This is a genomic window from Lutimaribacter pacificus (genome assembly GCF_900142185.1).
Lineage (GTDB): Bacteria > Pseudomonadota > Alphaproteobacteria > Rhodobacterales > Rhodobacteraceae > Lutimaribacter > Lutimaribacter pacificus.
Map to the genome: position 1 here is coordinate 702,131 of NZ_FQZZ01000001.1, position 14,852 is coordinate 716,982.

The window sequence follows — 14,852 nt, forward strand, 5'->3', positions numbered from 1 at the left end:
GGGCGGCGGTCAGGCTATCCCGTCGCGCAGGCGATGCAGGTGGCCGGGCAGGTCGCGGGCGCTGATCGAGGATTCGCGCACCAGCTGGTCGAAATGCGCGACAAACCCCTGCACCCGCGCCGAATCGCGGAAGGCCAGGTAGTTGCGCCCGACATAGAGCACCGCCAGCAGCGGCCCGAACACCGTGAGCGGCGCGGAATAAAGCCGGCGGGCGTCGAACAGGTAGATCCGCATCCGGGGATAGAACTGGTCGTAAAGCGCAAGGATACGGTCTATCTGGTCGCGCCGCAGGTCGGCGGGCAGGCCGCGGTAATAGCCCTCGCCGGCGGCGAAACTGTCGAGCTCGTAGAGCGGCATGGCGATTTCATAGTCGGAATAGGCGCCGCGCATCCAGGCCAGCCGGTCCTCGGAGGCGCCGATGGCCTGCTCGGCGGTGCGGCCCGGGTGGGGGCTGTATTCCCATTCCAGCATGGGGCGGGTTTTCAGGATATCGGGCAGGGCGGCGGGAACGTGGCGGATCTTGTAGCCCACCGCCTCGCGGTGCCAGTCGAATATCTGCTGGTCGACCAGCGCGCGCGGCGCCTCGGTCACGGTCAGCGAGTTGGCCAGCAGGTCGGCCGCGCTTTCGGGCCGGTCCGAGAGCGACAGCAGCCAGTCCGACGACACCCCCAGCGCGGCGGCGCATTCGCCCACCACCTGCGCGTTGGGCAGCCGCGCGCCATCGCCCCTGAGCAGTTGCGAAATGGTCGAGCGGTCGACCCCGATGGCGCGGGCCAGCGCGCTTTGGGTGGTGCCGCCGCGCTCCATCGCCTGCGCCAGCCGGGCGCGAAAGGTCTCGGCGCGGGCGCGTTTGTCGATCTTTATCACCATACTGTGAAAAATTGCATCATCGGGAATTTTTGTGAACCATATTCGGAATTTTATGCCCGACCGATCCCGCATACCACCGAAGACAGCATCAACGAGAAACGGAGGGTATATGGACACGCGGACGCGCACCGTGGTGAAGGCGGTGATCTGGCAGCTTCTGGGTCTTGTGACGACGGGCCTTGTGGGGGTCGTCCTGACAGGGTCGGTGGCCCTGGGCGGGGCGATGGCCCTTGTCAGCACGGGGATCGGTTTCGTCGTCTACCTGGTCTATGAACGGGTCTGGGCCGCGATTTCATGGGGGCGGCGCCATGTCTGACCTGCGCCATGCCGACCGCGTGGAATGGCCGACGCTGGCGCTGCTGGGCCTGTGCTATGCGCTTTGGGGGCTGGGCACCCTATGGGCCGCGTCATGGTGGCTGCCGGCGGGGATGATGCTGGTGGCGCTGTCGGCGGCGCTGCATTCCTCGCTCTGCCACGAGGCGCTGCATGGCCATCCGTTCCGGCAGACCTGGCTGAACGAGGCGCTGGTGTTTCCCGCGCTCGGCCTGCTGGTGCCCTACCGGCGCTTTCGGGACACGCACCTGGCCCATCACCATGACGAGATCCTGACCGACCCCTATGACGACCCGGAAACGAACTACCTCGATCCCGTTGTCTGGTCGCGGCTGCGGGGCTGGCAGCGGGCGGTCCTGCGGGCGAACAACACGCTGCTGGGGCGCATGGTGCTGGGGCCGCTGGTGGGGCAGGCGGCGTTCGTGGCGGGCGACTGGCGGCTGATCCGCGCCGGGGCGCCGGGCGTGCTGGCGGCGTGGCTGTGGCATCTGCCGGCGGTGGCGCTGGTGCTGGCCTGGGTGCTGGCGGTCGGGCGGATGCCGGTCTGGGCCTTCCTGCTGGCGACCTATGCGGCGCAGTCGATCCTGAAGATCCGCACCTTCCTTGAGCATCGCGCGCATGAGCGCGCCCGCGCCCGCACCGTCATCATCGAGGATCGCGGCCCGCTGGCGCTGATCTTTCTCAACAACAACCTGCATGTGGTCCATCACATGCATCCGCGGGTGGCGTGGTACAAGCTGCCCGCGCTCTACCGGCGGCACCGCGATCACTATCTGCGCCGCAACCAGTCCTATGTCTATCGCTCCTATACCGAGATATTCCGGCGCTACCTTGTCCGGGCGAAAGACCCGGTGCCACATCCGGTCTGGCGCCCGCGGTAAAACCGGGGCAGAAGGGGCGGATGGAAACATGGGTCTGGTTCACGTTCTGCGCCGCTGCCTTCCAGACGGTGCGGTTCATGCTGCAAAAGCAGCTTTCCGCGGTCGCGCTGTCGGCGGCGGGGGCGACATTCGCGCGCTTCGTCTACAGCGCGCCGCTGGTGTTGCTGCTGGTGCCGCTCTACCTGTGGGCCACCGCGCAGGCATTGCCGGGGCTGGGCGCGGGTTTCTGGGCCTATGCGCTGACCGGCGGACTGGCGCAGATCCTGGCCACGGTCCTGGTGGTGATGTTGTTCAAGCGGCGCAATTTCGCGGTGGGTATCACCTTCAAGAAGACCGAGGTGGTGCAGACCGCGCTGGTCGGGCTGGTCGTGCTGGGCGAAGGGGTGAGCCTGGGCGCGCTGGGGGCGATCGTACTGGGGCTGTTCGGGGTGCTGATGCTGTCGGACATGCCCGAGATCGACGGCAACTGGCGGCGGCGGGTGATGAACCCCTCGGCCGGGCTGGGGCTGCTGTCGGGCGTGCTGTTCGCGGTGTCGGGCGTGACCTATCGCGGCGCGACGCTGGAAGTGGCCAGCGACGATCCGGGGCTGCGCGCGCTGGTGACGCTGGGGGCGGTGGCCACGGCGCAGATGCTGGCGATGGGCCTGTGGCTGTTCTGGCGCGAGCCGGGGCAGGTCGGGCGCGTGCTGGCCGCGCACAAGATGGCGAAATGGATCGGGCTGAGCTCGATGGCGGGCAGCCTGTGCTGGTTCGTCGCCTTCACCCTGCAGAACGCGGCCTATGTGCACGCGGTCGGGCAGGTGGAGCTGGTGTTTTCGCTGATGGTGTCGGTTCTCGTCTTCGGCGAACGGCCGACGGGCAAGGAAATGGCGGGGATCATCCTTGTGACCGGCAGCGTGCTGGGGCTGATCCTGCTGGTCTGAGCGGGCGGCCGGGCGATGCCCGGGCCGCTGCGCGGCTGTTCCGGGCGGGCACCTCCGTCAGCCGTGCTTGCGCCCGGACATCGGGCCAATGCCACCCAGCCGCAGGAACAGGCTTTCCTCTTCGGTATTGCGGAAGAAGGGCACGCTTTGCGGCGGCTCGGGGTCATGGGCGCGCGCGGCGACCTCGGCCAGCACCACCTCGGTGATGAAGGGCAGGTCGAAGCGGCGCACCTCGGGCAGCGGTATCCATTGCAGGTGCGAAAGCTCGTCGCAGGCGGCCGAGAAATCGTCGAGGTCGCTGGCCACCTCGTCGGCGTCGATCAGGAAGAACCGTGCGTCGAACCGGCGCGGGCGGCCCGGCGGGGTGATGGCGCGAAAGACGAATTGCAGCGGATGCGCCGCGGGCAGGTGGCCGGTTTCGGCGAATCCCGTCCAGTCGGGGGGCACGTCGCCCGGCCAGTTGCCGGCCTGCCCGAGAACCAGGCCGGTTTCCTCCCACAGCTCGCGGATCGCGGCGGCCGACAGCGCGTGGATCAGCCCGGGGTCGGCATCCTCGGCCAGCCGCATGCGGCAGACATCCGGCATCGCGCTGGCCAGCGGCACGGCGGCATCCTCGGGGTCGACCGCGCCGCCGGGAAACACGAACTTGTTGGGCATGAAGGCGGCGGCCGATCCGCGCTGCCCCATCAGCACATGCGGATCGTCAAAGCGGTTGCGCAGCACGATCACGGTCGCTGCGTTGCGGATGGCGGTCTTGTCGATTGTCATGGCGCTCCCCTCGGAGGGGCGTGTTTCAGCCGGGTTTTGCGAACCCGTGCATGTATCGGGACCACTGGAACCCGATCATCGCCCCTTTCAACCTGGGCAGAAGGTAAAGCGAGAGCGCGACACATCCAATAGCGAAAATGGTGAACAGCACCAGCGGCTCGGGGCGGAACTGAACGAAGACGATATGCAGAAGCGGCGCCATGATATGGCCGACGATCAGGATCGTCAGGTAGGCGGGCCCGTCATCGGCGCGGTGGTGGAACAGTTCCTGCTTGCAGACCGGGCAGCTGTCGCGGACGCTCAGATACCCCTTCAGCAGCGGGCCGCTGCCGCAATTGGGGCATTTCCGCCGCCAGCCTTTCCATACCGCGGGCCATGTCTCCCGCTCTGCTTCCATCACGGATCTTTGGTCAAACATCCTGTTCCCCTTGTTCGCACGGCGCCAAGAATGGGGGTTTGGCGCCGATATCGGAAGAGGGCGCGGTGTCATTGCGGCGCGATGTCGCAAAGAAAACCGCCGTTCACGGATGCGTGAGGGCGGAAAATGGCGCGACGGAAAGGCAGGGCTGCCCCGTTTGAGCCTGCAGAACCGGGTGGAACACCTGCCCGGTCGGCAAGAAACCAAACGGAGAGACGCAATGAAACCTGCAGTTCTTATTCCCGCTCTGAGCGCCCTGATCGTTGCCGGCACCGTGGCCGGGGCAAGCCCGATGGGCGGCATGGGCCGCGAGCAGGGCCCGCGCTTCGATTTCGAGGCACTGGACACCGATGGCGACGGCAAGCTGACCCGCGCCGAGATCGAGGCAAGCCCGAAGGAACGCTTTGCCGAGACCGACACCGACGGCGACGGTGCGCTGAGCGCCGAGGAAATGTCGGCCGCCGCACAGGCCCGCGCCGCCGAACGGGCCGCCGAGCGTCATGCGCGGCTGCTGGCCTGGCGCGATGCCGATGGCGACGGCAAGCTGAGCTTTGACGAAATGGGCGGCGCTCGGATGCTGCGGATGCTGGAACGCGCCGATGCCGATGGCGACGGCGCCGTGAGCAAGGAAGAAATGGCGCAGATGCGTGACAAGATGCGCAAGCACCACTTCGGCAAGCGCGACCGTCACGGGCGCGGCGACCGCGACGGTTTCCGTCAGAAGCGCGACTGATCGCGCCCTGTCGGGGCCGGGCGATGCGCGGCCCCGATTGTGCTTTGCATGGTTGCGGGGTAGGCCGGACAGGTGATGACAATGCCGCTTGATGCCATGGACGATGTGCCGGACGAGGCCCTGCTGACGCTTTTCGCCAATGGCGAGGGGGCGGCGGCACGGGCGCTGACGCTGCGCATGACGCCGCGGGTCATGGCCCATGCCTATCGCCTGCTGGGCGACCGGGACGAGGCCGAGGACGTGGCGCAGGAGGCGATGATGCGGCTGTGGCGCATCGCGCCCGACTGGCGGCAGGGCGAGGCCAGGGTGACCACCTGGCTTTACCGCGTGGTGGCCAACCTGTGCACCGACCGGCTGCGGCGGCGGCGCGGGGTCGATATCGACTCGGTGCCCGAACCGCAGGACGATGCGCCCGGGGCCGATCAGGCGCTGCTGCAAAAGGCCCGTGCCGACGCGCTGCAGGCGGCGCTGGGGCAATTGCCCGACCGGCAGCGGCAGGCGGTGGTGTTGCGGCATATCGAGGGGTTATCCAACCCCGAGATCGCCGCGATCATGGAGATTGGCGTGGAAGCGGTGGAATCGCTGACCGCGCGTGGAAAACGGGCGCTGACCGACCTGTTGTCGGGGCGGCGCGCAGAACTGGGGTTTGACGATGGCTGGGACTGACAGGAACGATACCCGTCTTGAGACGCTGTTCGAGGCGGCGCGCGGCGCGGCCCCCAAGCCGTCGGCGGATCTGCTGGCGCGGGTGCTGGCGGATGCCGAGGCGGTGCAGGCGGCGGCGGCTCCGGTGCCGAGGAAATCCGCACCGCGGCTGCGGTGGCGGCAATTCGTGGATGCGATCGGCGGCTGGCCGGCGATGGCCGGGCTGGTCAGCGCCGGTGTCGCCGGGCTGTGGCTGGGGATCAGCCCGCCCGCCGCGCTGGACGATCTGGGCATTGCCGGGGCCGGCACGGACGAGGCGGTGCTTGTCGGCATGTTGCCGGGGGTCGAACTGGCCCTGCTGGCGCTGGAGGAGGGGTGAGCCATGGCTGATACGAAAACCACACGACCGCCGCGGATGAAGCCCTGGTTGCGGGTGCTGCTGTTCGCCTCGCTGGCGCTGAACCTGGCTTTTGCCGGTATCGTCGCCGGGACGGCCTTTCGCCATGGCGGCCCCGACCGCGATCGCAGCCCGCGCACCGACCGGGTCGGCGTGGCCTATATCCGCGCGCTGAGCAAGGATGACCGCCGCGCGATCCGCGATGCGATCCGGGCCGAACTGCCCGACCGCGAAACGCTGCGCAGCGAGATGCGCGCAAGCCTCGACGCGATCCTGCAAACGCTGCGCGCCGATCCGTTCGATCCCGCGACACTGGCCGCGCAGTTCGAGGCGCAGTTCCTGATCGGTGCCGATATCCAGGGCACCGCGCGGTCGCTGATGCTGGAGCGTGTCGCCGCGATGACCCCGGAGGAACGCCGCGCCTTTGCCGACCGGCTGGAGGAAGAGCTGGCGCGCGCCGCCCAGCGGGGCGGCAAGCGCGGCGAGGGCCATTCGCACGGTCACGACGGGTCGTGAAACGCTAGGCGGCCGATTGCGCCGCCAGCGTCACCATGTTGCGCCCGCCGGTCTTGGCGCTGTAAAGCGCCCGGTCCGCCTGCGCCAGAAGCGCCTCGGCACCCCGGCCGCCGCCGCGCGGGCCGCTCATGGCGAGGCCCACGCTGATCGTCTGGCGGATCGGCGCAGGGCATCCGGCGATCCGCAGCGGCGTTTGCCGGACCGCAAGGCACAGTGCGCGGGCCGCGCCCTTGGCCCCGGGGCAGGACCGGCGCGGCATGGCGATCAGGAACTCCTCGCCGCCGATCCGCGCCAGAAGGTCGCCGGGCCGCACCGCGCCGCGCAGCCGTTGCGCCACCTGTTGCAGCACCGCGTCGCCGACCGCGTGGCCGAAGCGGTCGTTCACCGATTTGAAATGGTCGAGATCGGCAATCATCACCGCCAGGCTTTCGTTGCGCGCGCGGGCCTCCTGCGCCATGCGGTCCAGTTGCGGCAGCGCGTAGCGGCGGTTGTGCAGTCCGGTCAGCGCATCGGTGACCGCCGCGCGCAGCCCGTCATGGACCGTGTCGCGCAGCCGGTCGGCCCGGCGCTTGCCTGCGATCAGTCGGCCGATCCGCAGATCGAACTCCGCCGCCGCCGAGGTGGTTGCCATGGCGTCGCTGGCACCGTGATCCAGCGCCCCGGCGATCATCCCGTCATCCGGCGCGGGCAAAAGCGCCATGATCGCAAGGGTGCGGGTTTCGGGCCGCGCGCGCAGCCCCGCGATCAGCTGCAGCGCCGGATCGGCGGGTTGGCCGGTCAGCAGCACGATCCCCAGGTCCAGCCCCCCGGCGGTGCAGTCGGCGCGGACAAGCCCCGGCCCGTCGATCAGGCCGATTCGATGGGGCAGCCGGCCGGACAGCGCGGCGCACAGCGCCTGCGCCCGCGCATTGTCTTCGCCGGTCACGGCGATGCGGCCCGGCCCGTGGAAGCTGTGCGCCGGTTCCGACAGGCCAAGCGCGCGGCTGCTGCCCTCGCGCAGGCGCAGCTCTTCCAGCCCTTCGCTGGCGCGCAGCAGGCAGCGTATCCGCGACAGCAGCAGGGTTTCGTTGACCGGGCGTTCCAGCACCACATCCGCCCCGGCCTCCAGCGCGTCGATCCGCCAGCGGGTGTCGAGCGTGCGCGCGATCATCACGATCGGCAGGCTGCCCGCCGGGTGGCGGGCCCGGATGCGGCGGCACAGCGCGATCCCGCCCATGTCGGGCAGATCGGCGGCGATCACCGCCAGCGCGGCGCCGGTATCGGCAAGGCAATCGAGCGCCTCCTGCCCGGTGGCCGCCTGCGCCACGTCGTGGAACGCCGCGGACAGCCGGACACGCAGGACGATACGGTTGGTGGACAGGGGGTCGACGATCAGAACACGGCCAGGCATGGCAAAGACCCGCAGCTTGCATTTCCTACGCGCTCAGTCTTTATGAACAGAGGTTAAGAAAACCTTTCCGGGATCGTTCAAACTTGTCCTACACGCGAGATGCCGCCGAAACCCTTGCCCTGACGGCCCTTGGCTGGCTGGCCGCGCATGACGACCTGTTGCCGGTTTTCATGGGCGCGACCGGGATCGGCGAATCCGACCTGCGGCAAAACGCGGCGAACCCCGATTTCCTGGGCGGCGTGCTGGATTTCCTGATGATGGACGATGCCTGGATCATGCGGTTCTGCGACGATACCGGCACCCCCTACGACGCCCCGGCACAGGCGCGCGCGGCGCTGCCGGGCGGGGCGCAGATGCACTGGACCTGATCAGAGCGCCTTGAGCGCGGCGCCGTCCGGCCCGCGCAGCTTGGCCAGAAGCCGCTTCAGCTCCTCTTCTTCGCCGGCGTCGAGCTGCCCGGCCAGGATCGTGGCGTTTTCGCGCGCAACCGGCGTGGCGGCGCGGATCGCGGCGCAGCCCTTGCCGGTCAGTTCCACCCGGCGCGTGCGCTTGTCCTCGGTGCCGGAGGACCGCGCCAGCAGCCCGTCATCCTCCATGTGGCGCAGGGCGCGGCTGGTGGCGGTGCGGTCGATGCCGACGAAACCGGCGATGTCCGAGGGCTGGCTCAGCCCCTCGTTGCCCACGGCCAGCAGGATGCACCAGGTGGTGCGGGTCAGGCCCAGCATGCGCAACTGTTCGTCCAGCCGCCGCTCCTGCAGGCGGGCGGCGATGGACAGGTGATAGCCGAGCGATTTGTGCAGCCGGTAGGGTCTGGTGTCGTTCATGCCGCCAAAAGGGCGCGAAGCGGCCGCGAAAGTCAAGCTGGGGGCTTGCCGCCGGGGCCGCGGGCGCACAGATTGGCGGCAGCAAAACGGGGTGGGGCGGGCATGGATATCGCAGGCATTCTTTTCGACAAGGACGGCACGCTGTTCGATTTCGGGGCAACCTGGAACGGCTGGGCGGCATCGGTGATTGCGGAGCTGTCCGGCGGGGATGCGGCACGCGCGCAGGCGCTGGCCGATGCGGCGCGGTTCGACCTCGCGGCGCAGGTATTCCACCCCGACAGCCCGGTGATCGCCGGCACCAACCGCGAGGCGGCGGAATGCCTGGCCAGCGCGCTGCCGGGCCGCAGCGTGGCCGGGATCGAGGCGCTGCTGACCGAGAAGGCCGCGATGGCCCCGCTGGCCCCGGCGGTGCCGCTCGATCCGTTCCTGGCCGGGCTGGCGGCGCGCGGGCTGCGACTGGGCGTGATGACGAACGACACCGAACATACCGCGCACGCGCATCTGGGCGCGGCGGGGGTGGCGGGGCATTTCCACTTCGTCGCCGGGTTCGACAGCGGCTATGGCGCCAAGCCCGCGCCCGATCCCCTGCTGGCCTTCGCGCGGGCGATGGAACTGGCGCCGGACCGCGTGGTGATGGTGGGCGACAGCGCCCATGACCTGATCGCGGGCCGGGCCGCGGGGATGCGTTGCGTTGGCGTGCTGACCGGCATGGCGCAGGCGCATGAGCTGGCGCCGCTGGCCGACGCGGTGCTGCCCGATATCGGCCATCTGCCGCGCTGGCTTGGCCATTGAACGCCGCTTTTCTGTCTGAAACCGACTGAATCCGTCGCGTTCCGGCAGGATCGCGCCCTGCCTGCATGATCTGCTGAGCGCACAGGCCAGGACAGGAGTGCAGGGCATGGCGGACGGCGCGAAATCGGCACGCAGGAAACGTGGCGGCGGACGGGCGGGCAACGCCGCAAGGCGCGGCACGGCGGTGATCGAGCAAAGCCCCTGGCGCATCCCCGTCAACACCGACCGCCCCACCGAACCGCTGAGCGCCGAGGGGGTGCAGGCGATCCACGACGCGGCGATGGTGATCCTCGAAGATATCGGGATCGAGTTCCTCAATGCCGAGGCGCTGGAGGTGCTGCGCGAGGCCGGATGCACCATCGACGGGCAGAACGTGCGCATGGGCCGCGATTTCGTGATGGAGATGGTGGCGAAGGCGCCGGCCGAGTTTACCATCACCCCGCGCAACCCCGACCACACGATCCCCATCGGTGGCAAGAACATCCTGTTCGGCAATGTCTCGTCCCCGCCGAATTACTGGGACATGGAACTGGGCCGCAAGCTGCCCGGCACCCGCGAGATGTGCCGCAACCTGCTGAAGCTGACGCAGCATTTCAACTGCATCCATTTCGCCGGCGGCTACCCGGTGGAGCCGGTGGATATCCACGCCAGCGTGCGCCATCTCGACGTGCTCTATGACAAGCTGACGCTGACCGACAAGGCGATGCACGCCTACAGCCTGGGCCGCGAGCGCGTCGAGGACGTGATGGAGATGGTGCGCATCGCCGGCGGGCTGAGCCACGAGGAATTCGAGGCCACGCCGCGGATGTATACCAACATCAACTCGACCTCGCCGCTGAAACATGACGAGCCGATGCTGGACGGCTGGATGCGCCTGGCGCGGCGTGGGCAGGGGCTGGTGGTGACGCCCTTTACGCTGGCGGGCGCGATGGCGCCGGTGACGATGGCGGGCGCGGTCGCGCAATCGCTGGCCGAGGCACTGTGCGCCATCGCGCTGGCGCAGTATATCCGCCCCGGCGTGCCCTGCGTGATCGGCACCTTCACCTCGAACGTGGACATGAAATCGGGCGCGCCGGCCTTCGGCACGCCGGAATACATGCGCGCCACGCAGATGACCGGGCAGATGGCGCGGTTCTACGGTCTGCCGCTGCGCTCGTCGGGGGTGTGCGCGGCCAACGTGCCGGACGGGCAGGCGATGTGGGAAACCTCGAACAGCCTGTGGGCGGCGGTGCAGTCGGGCACCAACATGGTCTATCACGCCGCCGGCTGGCTGGAGGGCGGGCTGATCGCCAGCCCCGAGAAATTCGTCATGGATTGCGAACTGCTCCAGCAGATCCAGCGCTACATGGAACCCGAGATCACCGACACCTCGCCCGAGGCGCTGGCGGTCGACGCGATCCGCGAGGTCGGCGCGGGCGGCCATTTCTTCGGCATCCAGCACACGCAGGACCGCTATACCACCGCCTTCTACCAGCCCTTCCTGTCGGACTGGCGCAATTTCGAGGCGTGGGAGGCCGCCGGCGCGGTCTGGACGCCCGAACGCGCGCACCGCCTTTACAAGGAGATCGTCGGAAGCTTCGAGGCCCCCCCGATGGACGCCGCGATCCGCGACGAACTGGCCGATTTCGTGGCCCGCCGCAAGGCCGAGGGCGGCGCCCCCACCGATTTCTGAGCGGGCGGAAAACGTCGTGAATTGAACATATTGACCGCATCTTAACCCCCCGTGCCTAGCCTGCCTCCCGGGTTTTCGGGAAAGGAGCGGGAATGCACGGTCTGATCAATCGCGCCATCGAATGTTTCGTGCGCGACACCTATGGCGATGCGCGCTGGTCCGAAACCGTGCGCGCGGCGGATCTGGATACCGACCGCTTCGAAGCGATGCTGCGCTATGACATGCAGGTGACGGAGCGGGTGCTGGACGCCGCCGCCGGGACGCTGGGCAAGCCCCGTGACGACGTGCTCGAGGATATCGGCACCTACCTGGTGTCGCACCCCAATACCGAGGCGCTGCGCCGGCTGCTGCGGTTCGGCGGGGTCGGTTTCGTGGATTTCCTGCACTCGTTGAACGAGCTGCCCGACCGCGCGCGGCTGGCGGTGGACGATCTGAACCTGCCCGCGCTGGACCTGCGCGATCATGGCGCGCATCGGTTCAGCCTGACGCTGCACACGGAACTGAGGGGGTTCGGCCATGTCATGATCGGCGTGCTGCGCGCCATGGCCGACGATTACGGCGCGCTGGTGACGCTTGACCACAAGGGCGCGCGCGGCCCGGTGGAAGAGATCGGCATCGCGCTGGTGGAGCCCGATTTCGCCCGCGGGCGCAGCTTCGACCTCGGGGCGCGCGCGCGATGACCGCGGCGCTGGCCAAGCTGGGCGCGGTGCTGGATGTGCTCTGCCCGATGCATGTGATCCTGTCGGGCAGCGGGCATGTGCGCCATACCGGCGCGACGCTGCAAAAGCTCTGCCCCGGCCGGCGGCTGACCGGCATGGCGGTGTTCGACCTGTTCGAGATCCGCCGCCCGCGCGACCTGCGGACGATGGATGACCTGCGCCGCGCCGCCGGCAGCAAGTTGCACCTGCAGCTGCGCGATCCGCCGCGCACGGCCTTCAAGGGGGTCGTGGCACCCTGGGGCGACGGGGCGGTGATCAACCTGTCCTTCGGCATCGCCATCCTGGACGCGGTGCGCGACCATGCCCTGACCAGCGCCGATTTCGCCGCCACCGACATGACCGTCGAAATGCTCTACCTGGTCGAGGCGAAATCCGCCGCGATGGAGGCCGGCCGCAAGCTGAACCAGCGCCTTGAAGGGGCAAGGATCGCCGCCGAGGAACAGGCCTTTACCGACACGCTGACCGGGCTCAAGAATCGCCGCGCATTGGATCACGTGCTGCGCCGGACCGGGCGTGCGGGCAGGCCGTTCGCGCTGCTGCATCTCGATCTCGATTACTTCAAGGCGGTGAACGACACGCTGGGCCACCCCGCGGGTGATCACGTGCTGCAACGGGTCGCCGCCATCCTTGTCGAAGAGACGCGCGAGAAAGACACCGTCGCCCGCACCGGCGGCGACGAGTTCGTGCTGGTGCTGCAGGGGCCCGCCGATCCCGGCAGGGTGGCGCGCATCGCCTGCCGGATCATCGCCCGGCTGGAACAGCCGATCCCTTATGACGGGCGGGTCTGCCGCATCTCGGGCAGCATCGGCATCAGCCTGTCGGGCAGCTACGACAGCCCCGACCCCGGCCGGATGATGGCCGACGCCGACCTTGCACTCTATACCTCGAAACGCCAGGGCCGCGCGCGGCATACGATCTTCGTGCCCCCGTAGGGCGGGGCGCTATTGCCCGCCAAAGGGCGCCCCGGGACGCGGATGGCATCACAGCGGGCCCGGTCCGGCCAGCAGGCCCGTGGAACGGTGTTGCGTCGGTGACGTGATGTTCGGAAGAAGTGGCAGCCCGTAGGGGAATCGAACCCCTCTTTCCAGGTTGAAAACCTGGCGTCCTAACCGATAGACGAACGGGCCACGCTTGGCGTGGGCGGTGTTTAAGAAATGCCGCCGGGCAGCGCAAGGGGTAAAATCGTGCCCGCGTGCAAAATTTTCGGGTGGCTTTCGCGGGCGGTCAGTCGCGGGCCGGGGCGGCGTCTTCGAGGCGCAGTTGCGCGCTGCGGCGGCCGCCCCATTCGTTGATCTCGACCCGCCCCGCCAGGTGGAACCGCGCGCCGCCATGCCCCTCCAGCGCGGGGCCCAGCGGCCCGTCGAAGGCGCCGAAGCAGATCGCGTCCAGCACCGGGCCGGTCGCGTCGCCGAAGCTGAGCTTCAGATGCCCCGAGCCGACGCGCTTGGCGAAGCGAATCCCCATGTCGGGAAAGGCGTGGCGCGGGGCGGGGGCGCCGGCGCCGTAGGGGCCTGCCGCTTCCAACTGGTCGACAAGGTCGGGCGTGGCGGCGCCGGGCATCAGCATCCCGTCAAGCCGCAGGTCGGCCGGCCCGGCCTGGCCCGCGCCCTGTTTCGCCAGCAGTTCGGCCAGCCGCGCCATTGCCGGTTCCAGCCGCGCGCGATCCACCGTCAGGCCGGCGGCCATCCTGTGCCCGCCGCCCTTGATCAGCAGCCCCTCGGACGCAAGGCGCTGGATCGCGGCGCCGAGATCGACGCCGCTGACCGAGCGGCCCGACCCCTTGCCCTCGTCCCCGTCGAAGCCGATGACGATGGCGGGGCGGTTGGTGGCCTCTTTCAGGCGGCTGGCGACGATGCCGACGACGCCGGGGTGCCAGCCTTCGCCCGCGGCCCAGACCAGCGGCGCGTCCAGCCCGCGCGCTTCGGCCTGGGCCAGCGCGGCGTCGCGCACCGCGGCCTCGATCTCGCGCCGCTCGGTGTTGAGGTGATCCAGCCGTTCGGCCATCGCCTGTGCCTCGTGCGGGTCGGCGCAGGCCAGCAGCCGCGCGCCCAGGTCGGCCGCGCCGATGCGCCCGCCGGCATTGACACGCGGCCCCAGCAGGAAACCCAGGTGATAGGCGCGCGGCGCGCTGTCCATCCGCGCCACGTCGGCCAGCGCCACGAGGCCGGGGCGTTCGCGCCGGGCCATCACCCGCAACCCCTGACGCACCAGCGCGCGGTTCACCCCGATCAGCGGCGCCACATCAGCCACCGTGGCCAGCGCCACGAGGTCCAGCAGCCCCATCAGGTCGGGGCCCGGCGTGCCCTCCGCGCGCATCCGGCGGTTCGCCTCGACCAGCATCAGGAACACCACCGAGGCGGCGCAGAGATGGGCGAGGTCGCCGCTTTCGTCCTGCCGGTTGGGGTTCACCACGGCCAGCGCGTCGGGCAGGGTCTCGCCGCCGAGGTGGTGGTCGAGGATCACCACATCCGCGCCTTGCGCGGCGGCGATCGCGTCGTGGCTGAGTGTGCCGCAATCGACACAGACGATCAGGTCATGCCCTTCGGCCAGCATCCGCATGGCCGGTTCGTTGGGGCCATAGCCCTCGTCGATGCGGTCGGGAACATAAAGCGTGGCCGACAGTCCGAGGGCGCGCAGCCACCAGATCAGCAGCGCGGCGGAACTGCCGCCATCGACATCGTAATCGGCGAAGATCGCAATGCGCTGCCGGTCGCGCACGGCCTGCAGGAACCGTGCGGCAGCCTTTTCCATGTCGCGCAAACCGCGCGGATCGGGCAGCAGATCGCGCAGTTGCGGCTCAAGAAAGCCCTGCGCATCCCCGGGCGCCACGCCGCGCCGGGCCAGCGTCAGGCACAGCGGCAGCGGCAGGCCGGTCTGCTGGGCCATCGCCTCGGCCAGGCGTTCGACCTCGGCGCCGGGGCCGACCCAGCGCCGCCCGGTCAGCGAGGTTTCGACGCCAAGGAAGGACATG

At 69.3% G+C, this 14,852-nt stretch carries 18 protein-coding genes and 1 tRNA gene; 12 read left to right on the forward strand and 7 right to left on the reverse strand.

Annotated elements, in window-relative coordinates; translation table 11 throughout:
* Window positions 1-9: 9 nt before the first annotated feature.
* Window positions 10-870, reverse strand: a complete 861-nt coding sequence (locus F3H87_RS03485; protein WP_149786427.1) for a helix-turn-helix domain-containing protein — start codon at window positions 868-870, stop codon at window positions 10-12.
* A gap of 109 nt (window positions 871-979) precedes the next feature.
* Between F3H87_RS03485 and F3H87_RS03490 the strand changes: the two genes are divergently transcribed.
* Genes F3H87_RS03490 through F3H87_RS03500 form a run of 3 tightly spaced genes read left to right on the forward strand, consistent with a single transcriptional unit; the run spans window position 980 to window position 3,007 of the window.
* Window positions 980-1,186 (forward strand): DUF2061 domain-containing protein, encoded by a 207-nt coding sequence (locus F3H87_RS03490; protein ID WP_149786426.1) that lies wholly within the window; start codon window positions 980-982, stop codon window positions 1,184-1,186.
* Window positions 1,179-2,084: a fatty acid desaturase gene (locus F3H87_RS03495; RefSeq protein WP_149786425.1), complete on the forward strand. Its 906-nt coding sequence runs from the start codon at window positions 1,179-1,181 to the stop codon at window positions 2,082-2,084. Before F3H87_RS03490 ends, F3H87_RS03495 begins: the two co-directional genes overlap by 8 nt.
* A 20-nt stretch (window positions 2,085-2,104) precedes the next feature.
* Entirely contained in the window at window positions 2,105-3,007 is a 903-nt protein-coding gene (locus tag F3H87_RS03500) for a DMT family transporter (protein ID WP_149786424.1), read from the forward strand.
* A 57-nt stretch (window positions 3,008-3,064) separates the two neighbouring features.
* On the opposite strand, the gene F3H87_RS03505 is transcribed toward F3H87_RS03500, so the two are convergent.
* Together F3H87_RS03505 and F3H87_RS03510 are read right to left on the reverse strand one after the other, a co-directional pair.
* Window positions 3,065-3,775, reverse strand: coding sequence for an NUDIX hydrolase (locus tag F3H87_RS03505; RefSeq protein ID WP_149786423.1), 711 nt, complete (start codon window positions 3,773-3,775; stop codon window positions 3,065-3,067).
* Between the two features lie 25 nt (window positions 3,776-3,800).
* Entirely contained in the window at window positions 3,801-4,193 is a 393-nt protein-coding gene (locus F3H87_RS03510) for a DUF983 domain-containing protein (protein WP_149786422.1), read from the reverse strand.
* Window positions 4,194-4,413: 220 nt separating this feature from the next.
* Between F3H87_RS03510 and F3H87_RS03515 the strand changes: the two genes are divergently transcribed.
* The 4 genes from F3H87_RS03515 to F3H87_RS03530 all read left to right on the forward strand — a co-directional run bounded on the left by F3H87_RS03515 (window position 4,414) and on the right by F3H87_RS03530 (window position 6,484).
* The gene (locus F3H87_RS03515) at window positions 4,414-4,926 is read left to right on the forward strand and encodes an EF-hand domain-containing protein (RefSeq protein ID WP_188129125.1); all 513 of its coding nucleotides are present in this window, start codon (window positions 4,414-4,416) and stop codon (window positions 4,924-4,926) included.
* A gap of 75 nt (window positions 4,927-5,001) precedes the next feature.
* Window positions 5,002-5,592 (forward strand): RNA polymerase sigma factor, encoded by a 591-nt coding sequence (locus F3H87_RS03520; RefSeq protein ID WP_149786420.1) that lies wholly within the window; start codon window positions 5,002-5,004, stop codon window positions 5,590-5,592.
* Complete coding sequence (locus tag F3H87_RS03525; RefSeq protein WP_149786419.1) at window positions 5,579-5,950, forward strand: hypothetical protein; 372 nt, start codon at window positions 5,579-5,581, stop codon at window positions 5,948-5,950. The genes F3H87_RS03520 and F3H87_RS03525 overlap by 14 nt, the downstream gene beginning before the upstream one ends.
* 3 nt (window positions 5,951-5,953) lie before the next feature.
* Complete coding sequence (locus F3H87_RS03530; RefSeq protein ID WP_149786418.1) at window positions 5,954-6,484, forward strand: periplasmic heavy metal sensor; 531 nt, start codon at window positions 5,954-5,956, stop codon at window positions 6,482-6,484.
* A 4-nt stretch (window positions 6,485-6,488) separates the two neighbouring features.
* Here F3H87_RS03530 and F3H87_RS03535 read toward each other — a convergent pair whose 3' ends face one another.
* Complete coding sequence (locus tag F3H87_RS03535) at window positions 6,489-7,874, reverse strand: diguanylate cyclase (RefSeq protein ID WP_149786417.1); 1,386 nt, start codon at window positions 7,872-7,874, stop codon at window positions 6,489-6,491.
* Window positions 7,875-7,957: 83 nt separating this feature from the next.
* Between F3H87_RS03535 and F3H87_RS03540 the strand changes: the two genes are divergently transcribed.
* Window positions 7,958-8,242 carry a DUF3572 domain-containing protein gene (locus F3H87_RS03540; RefSeq protein WP_149786416.1) on the forward strand — a complete coding sequence of 95 codons (285 nt, stop codon included), beginning with the start codon at window positions 7,958-7,960 and terminating at the stop codon, window positions 8,240-8,242.
* Here F3H87_RS03540 and F3H87_RS03545 read toward each other — a convergent pair whose 3' ends face one another.
* Window positions 8,243-8,698 (reverse strand): MarR family winged helix-turn-helix transcriptional regulator, encoded by a 456-nt coding sequence (locus F3H87_RS03545; RefSeq protein ID WP_149786415.1) that lies wholly within the window; start codon window positions 8,696-8,698, stop codon window positions 8,243-8,245.
* Between the two features lie 102 nt (window positions 8,699-8,800).
* On the opposite strand from F3H87_RS03545, the gene F3H87_RS03550 reads away from it, so the two are divergent.
* The 4 genes from F3H87_RS03550 (at window position 8,801) to F3H87_RS03565 (ending at window position 12,813) form a co-directional block, all read left to right on the forward strand.
* Window positions 8,801-9,490, forward strand: a complete 690-nt coding sequence (locus F3H87_RS03550) for an HAD family hydrolase (protein ID WP_149786414.1) — start codon at window positions 8,801-8,803, stop codon at window positions 9,488-9,490.
* Between the two features lie 106 nt (window positions 9,491-9,596).
* Window positions 9,597-11,162: a trimethylamine methyltransferase family protein gene (locus F3H87_RS03555; protein WP_149786413.1), complete on the forward strand. Its 1,566-nt coding sequence runs from the start codon at window positions 9,597-9,599 to the stop codon at window positions 11,160-11,162.
* A gap of 92 nt (window positions 11,163-11,254) precedes the next feature.
* Window positions 11,255-11,842: a heme NO-binding domain-containing protein gene (locus F3H87_RS03560; RefSeq protein ID WP_149786412.1), complete on the forward strand. Its 588-nt coding sequence runs from the start codon at window positions 11,255-11,257 to the stop codon at window positions 11,840-11,842.
* Window positions 11,839-12,813 carry a GGDEF domain-containing protein gene (locus F3H87_RS03565; protein ID WP_149786411.1) on the forward strand — a complete coding sequence of 325 codons (975 nt, stop codon included), beginning with the start codon at window positions 11,839-11,841 and terminating at the stop codon, window positions 12,811-12,813. The genes F3H87_RS03560 and F3H87_RS03565 overlap by 4 nt, the downstream gene beginning before the upstream one ends.
* A gap of 120 nt (window positions 12,814-12,933) precedes the next feature.
* Here F3H87_RS03565 and F3H87_RS03570 read toward each other — a convergent pair.
* Both F3H87_RS03570 and recJ read right to left on the reverse strand, forming a co-directional pair.
* A tRNA-Glu gene (locus F3H87_RS03570) sits at window positions 12,934-13,008 on the reverse strand.
* Between the two features lie 97 nt (window positions 13,009-13,105).
* Window positions 13,106-14,851, reverse strand: a complete 1,746-nt coding sequence (recJ, locus tag F3H87_RS03575; protein ID WP_149786410.1) for a single-stranded-DNA-specific exonuclease RecJ — start codon at window positions 14,849-14,851, stop codon at window positions 13,106-13,108.
* Window position 14,852 lies beyond the last annotated feature (1 nt).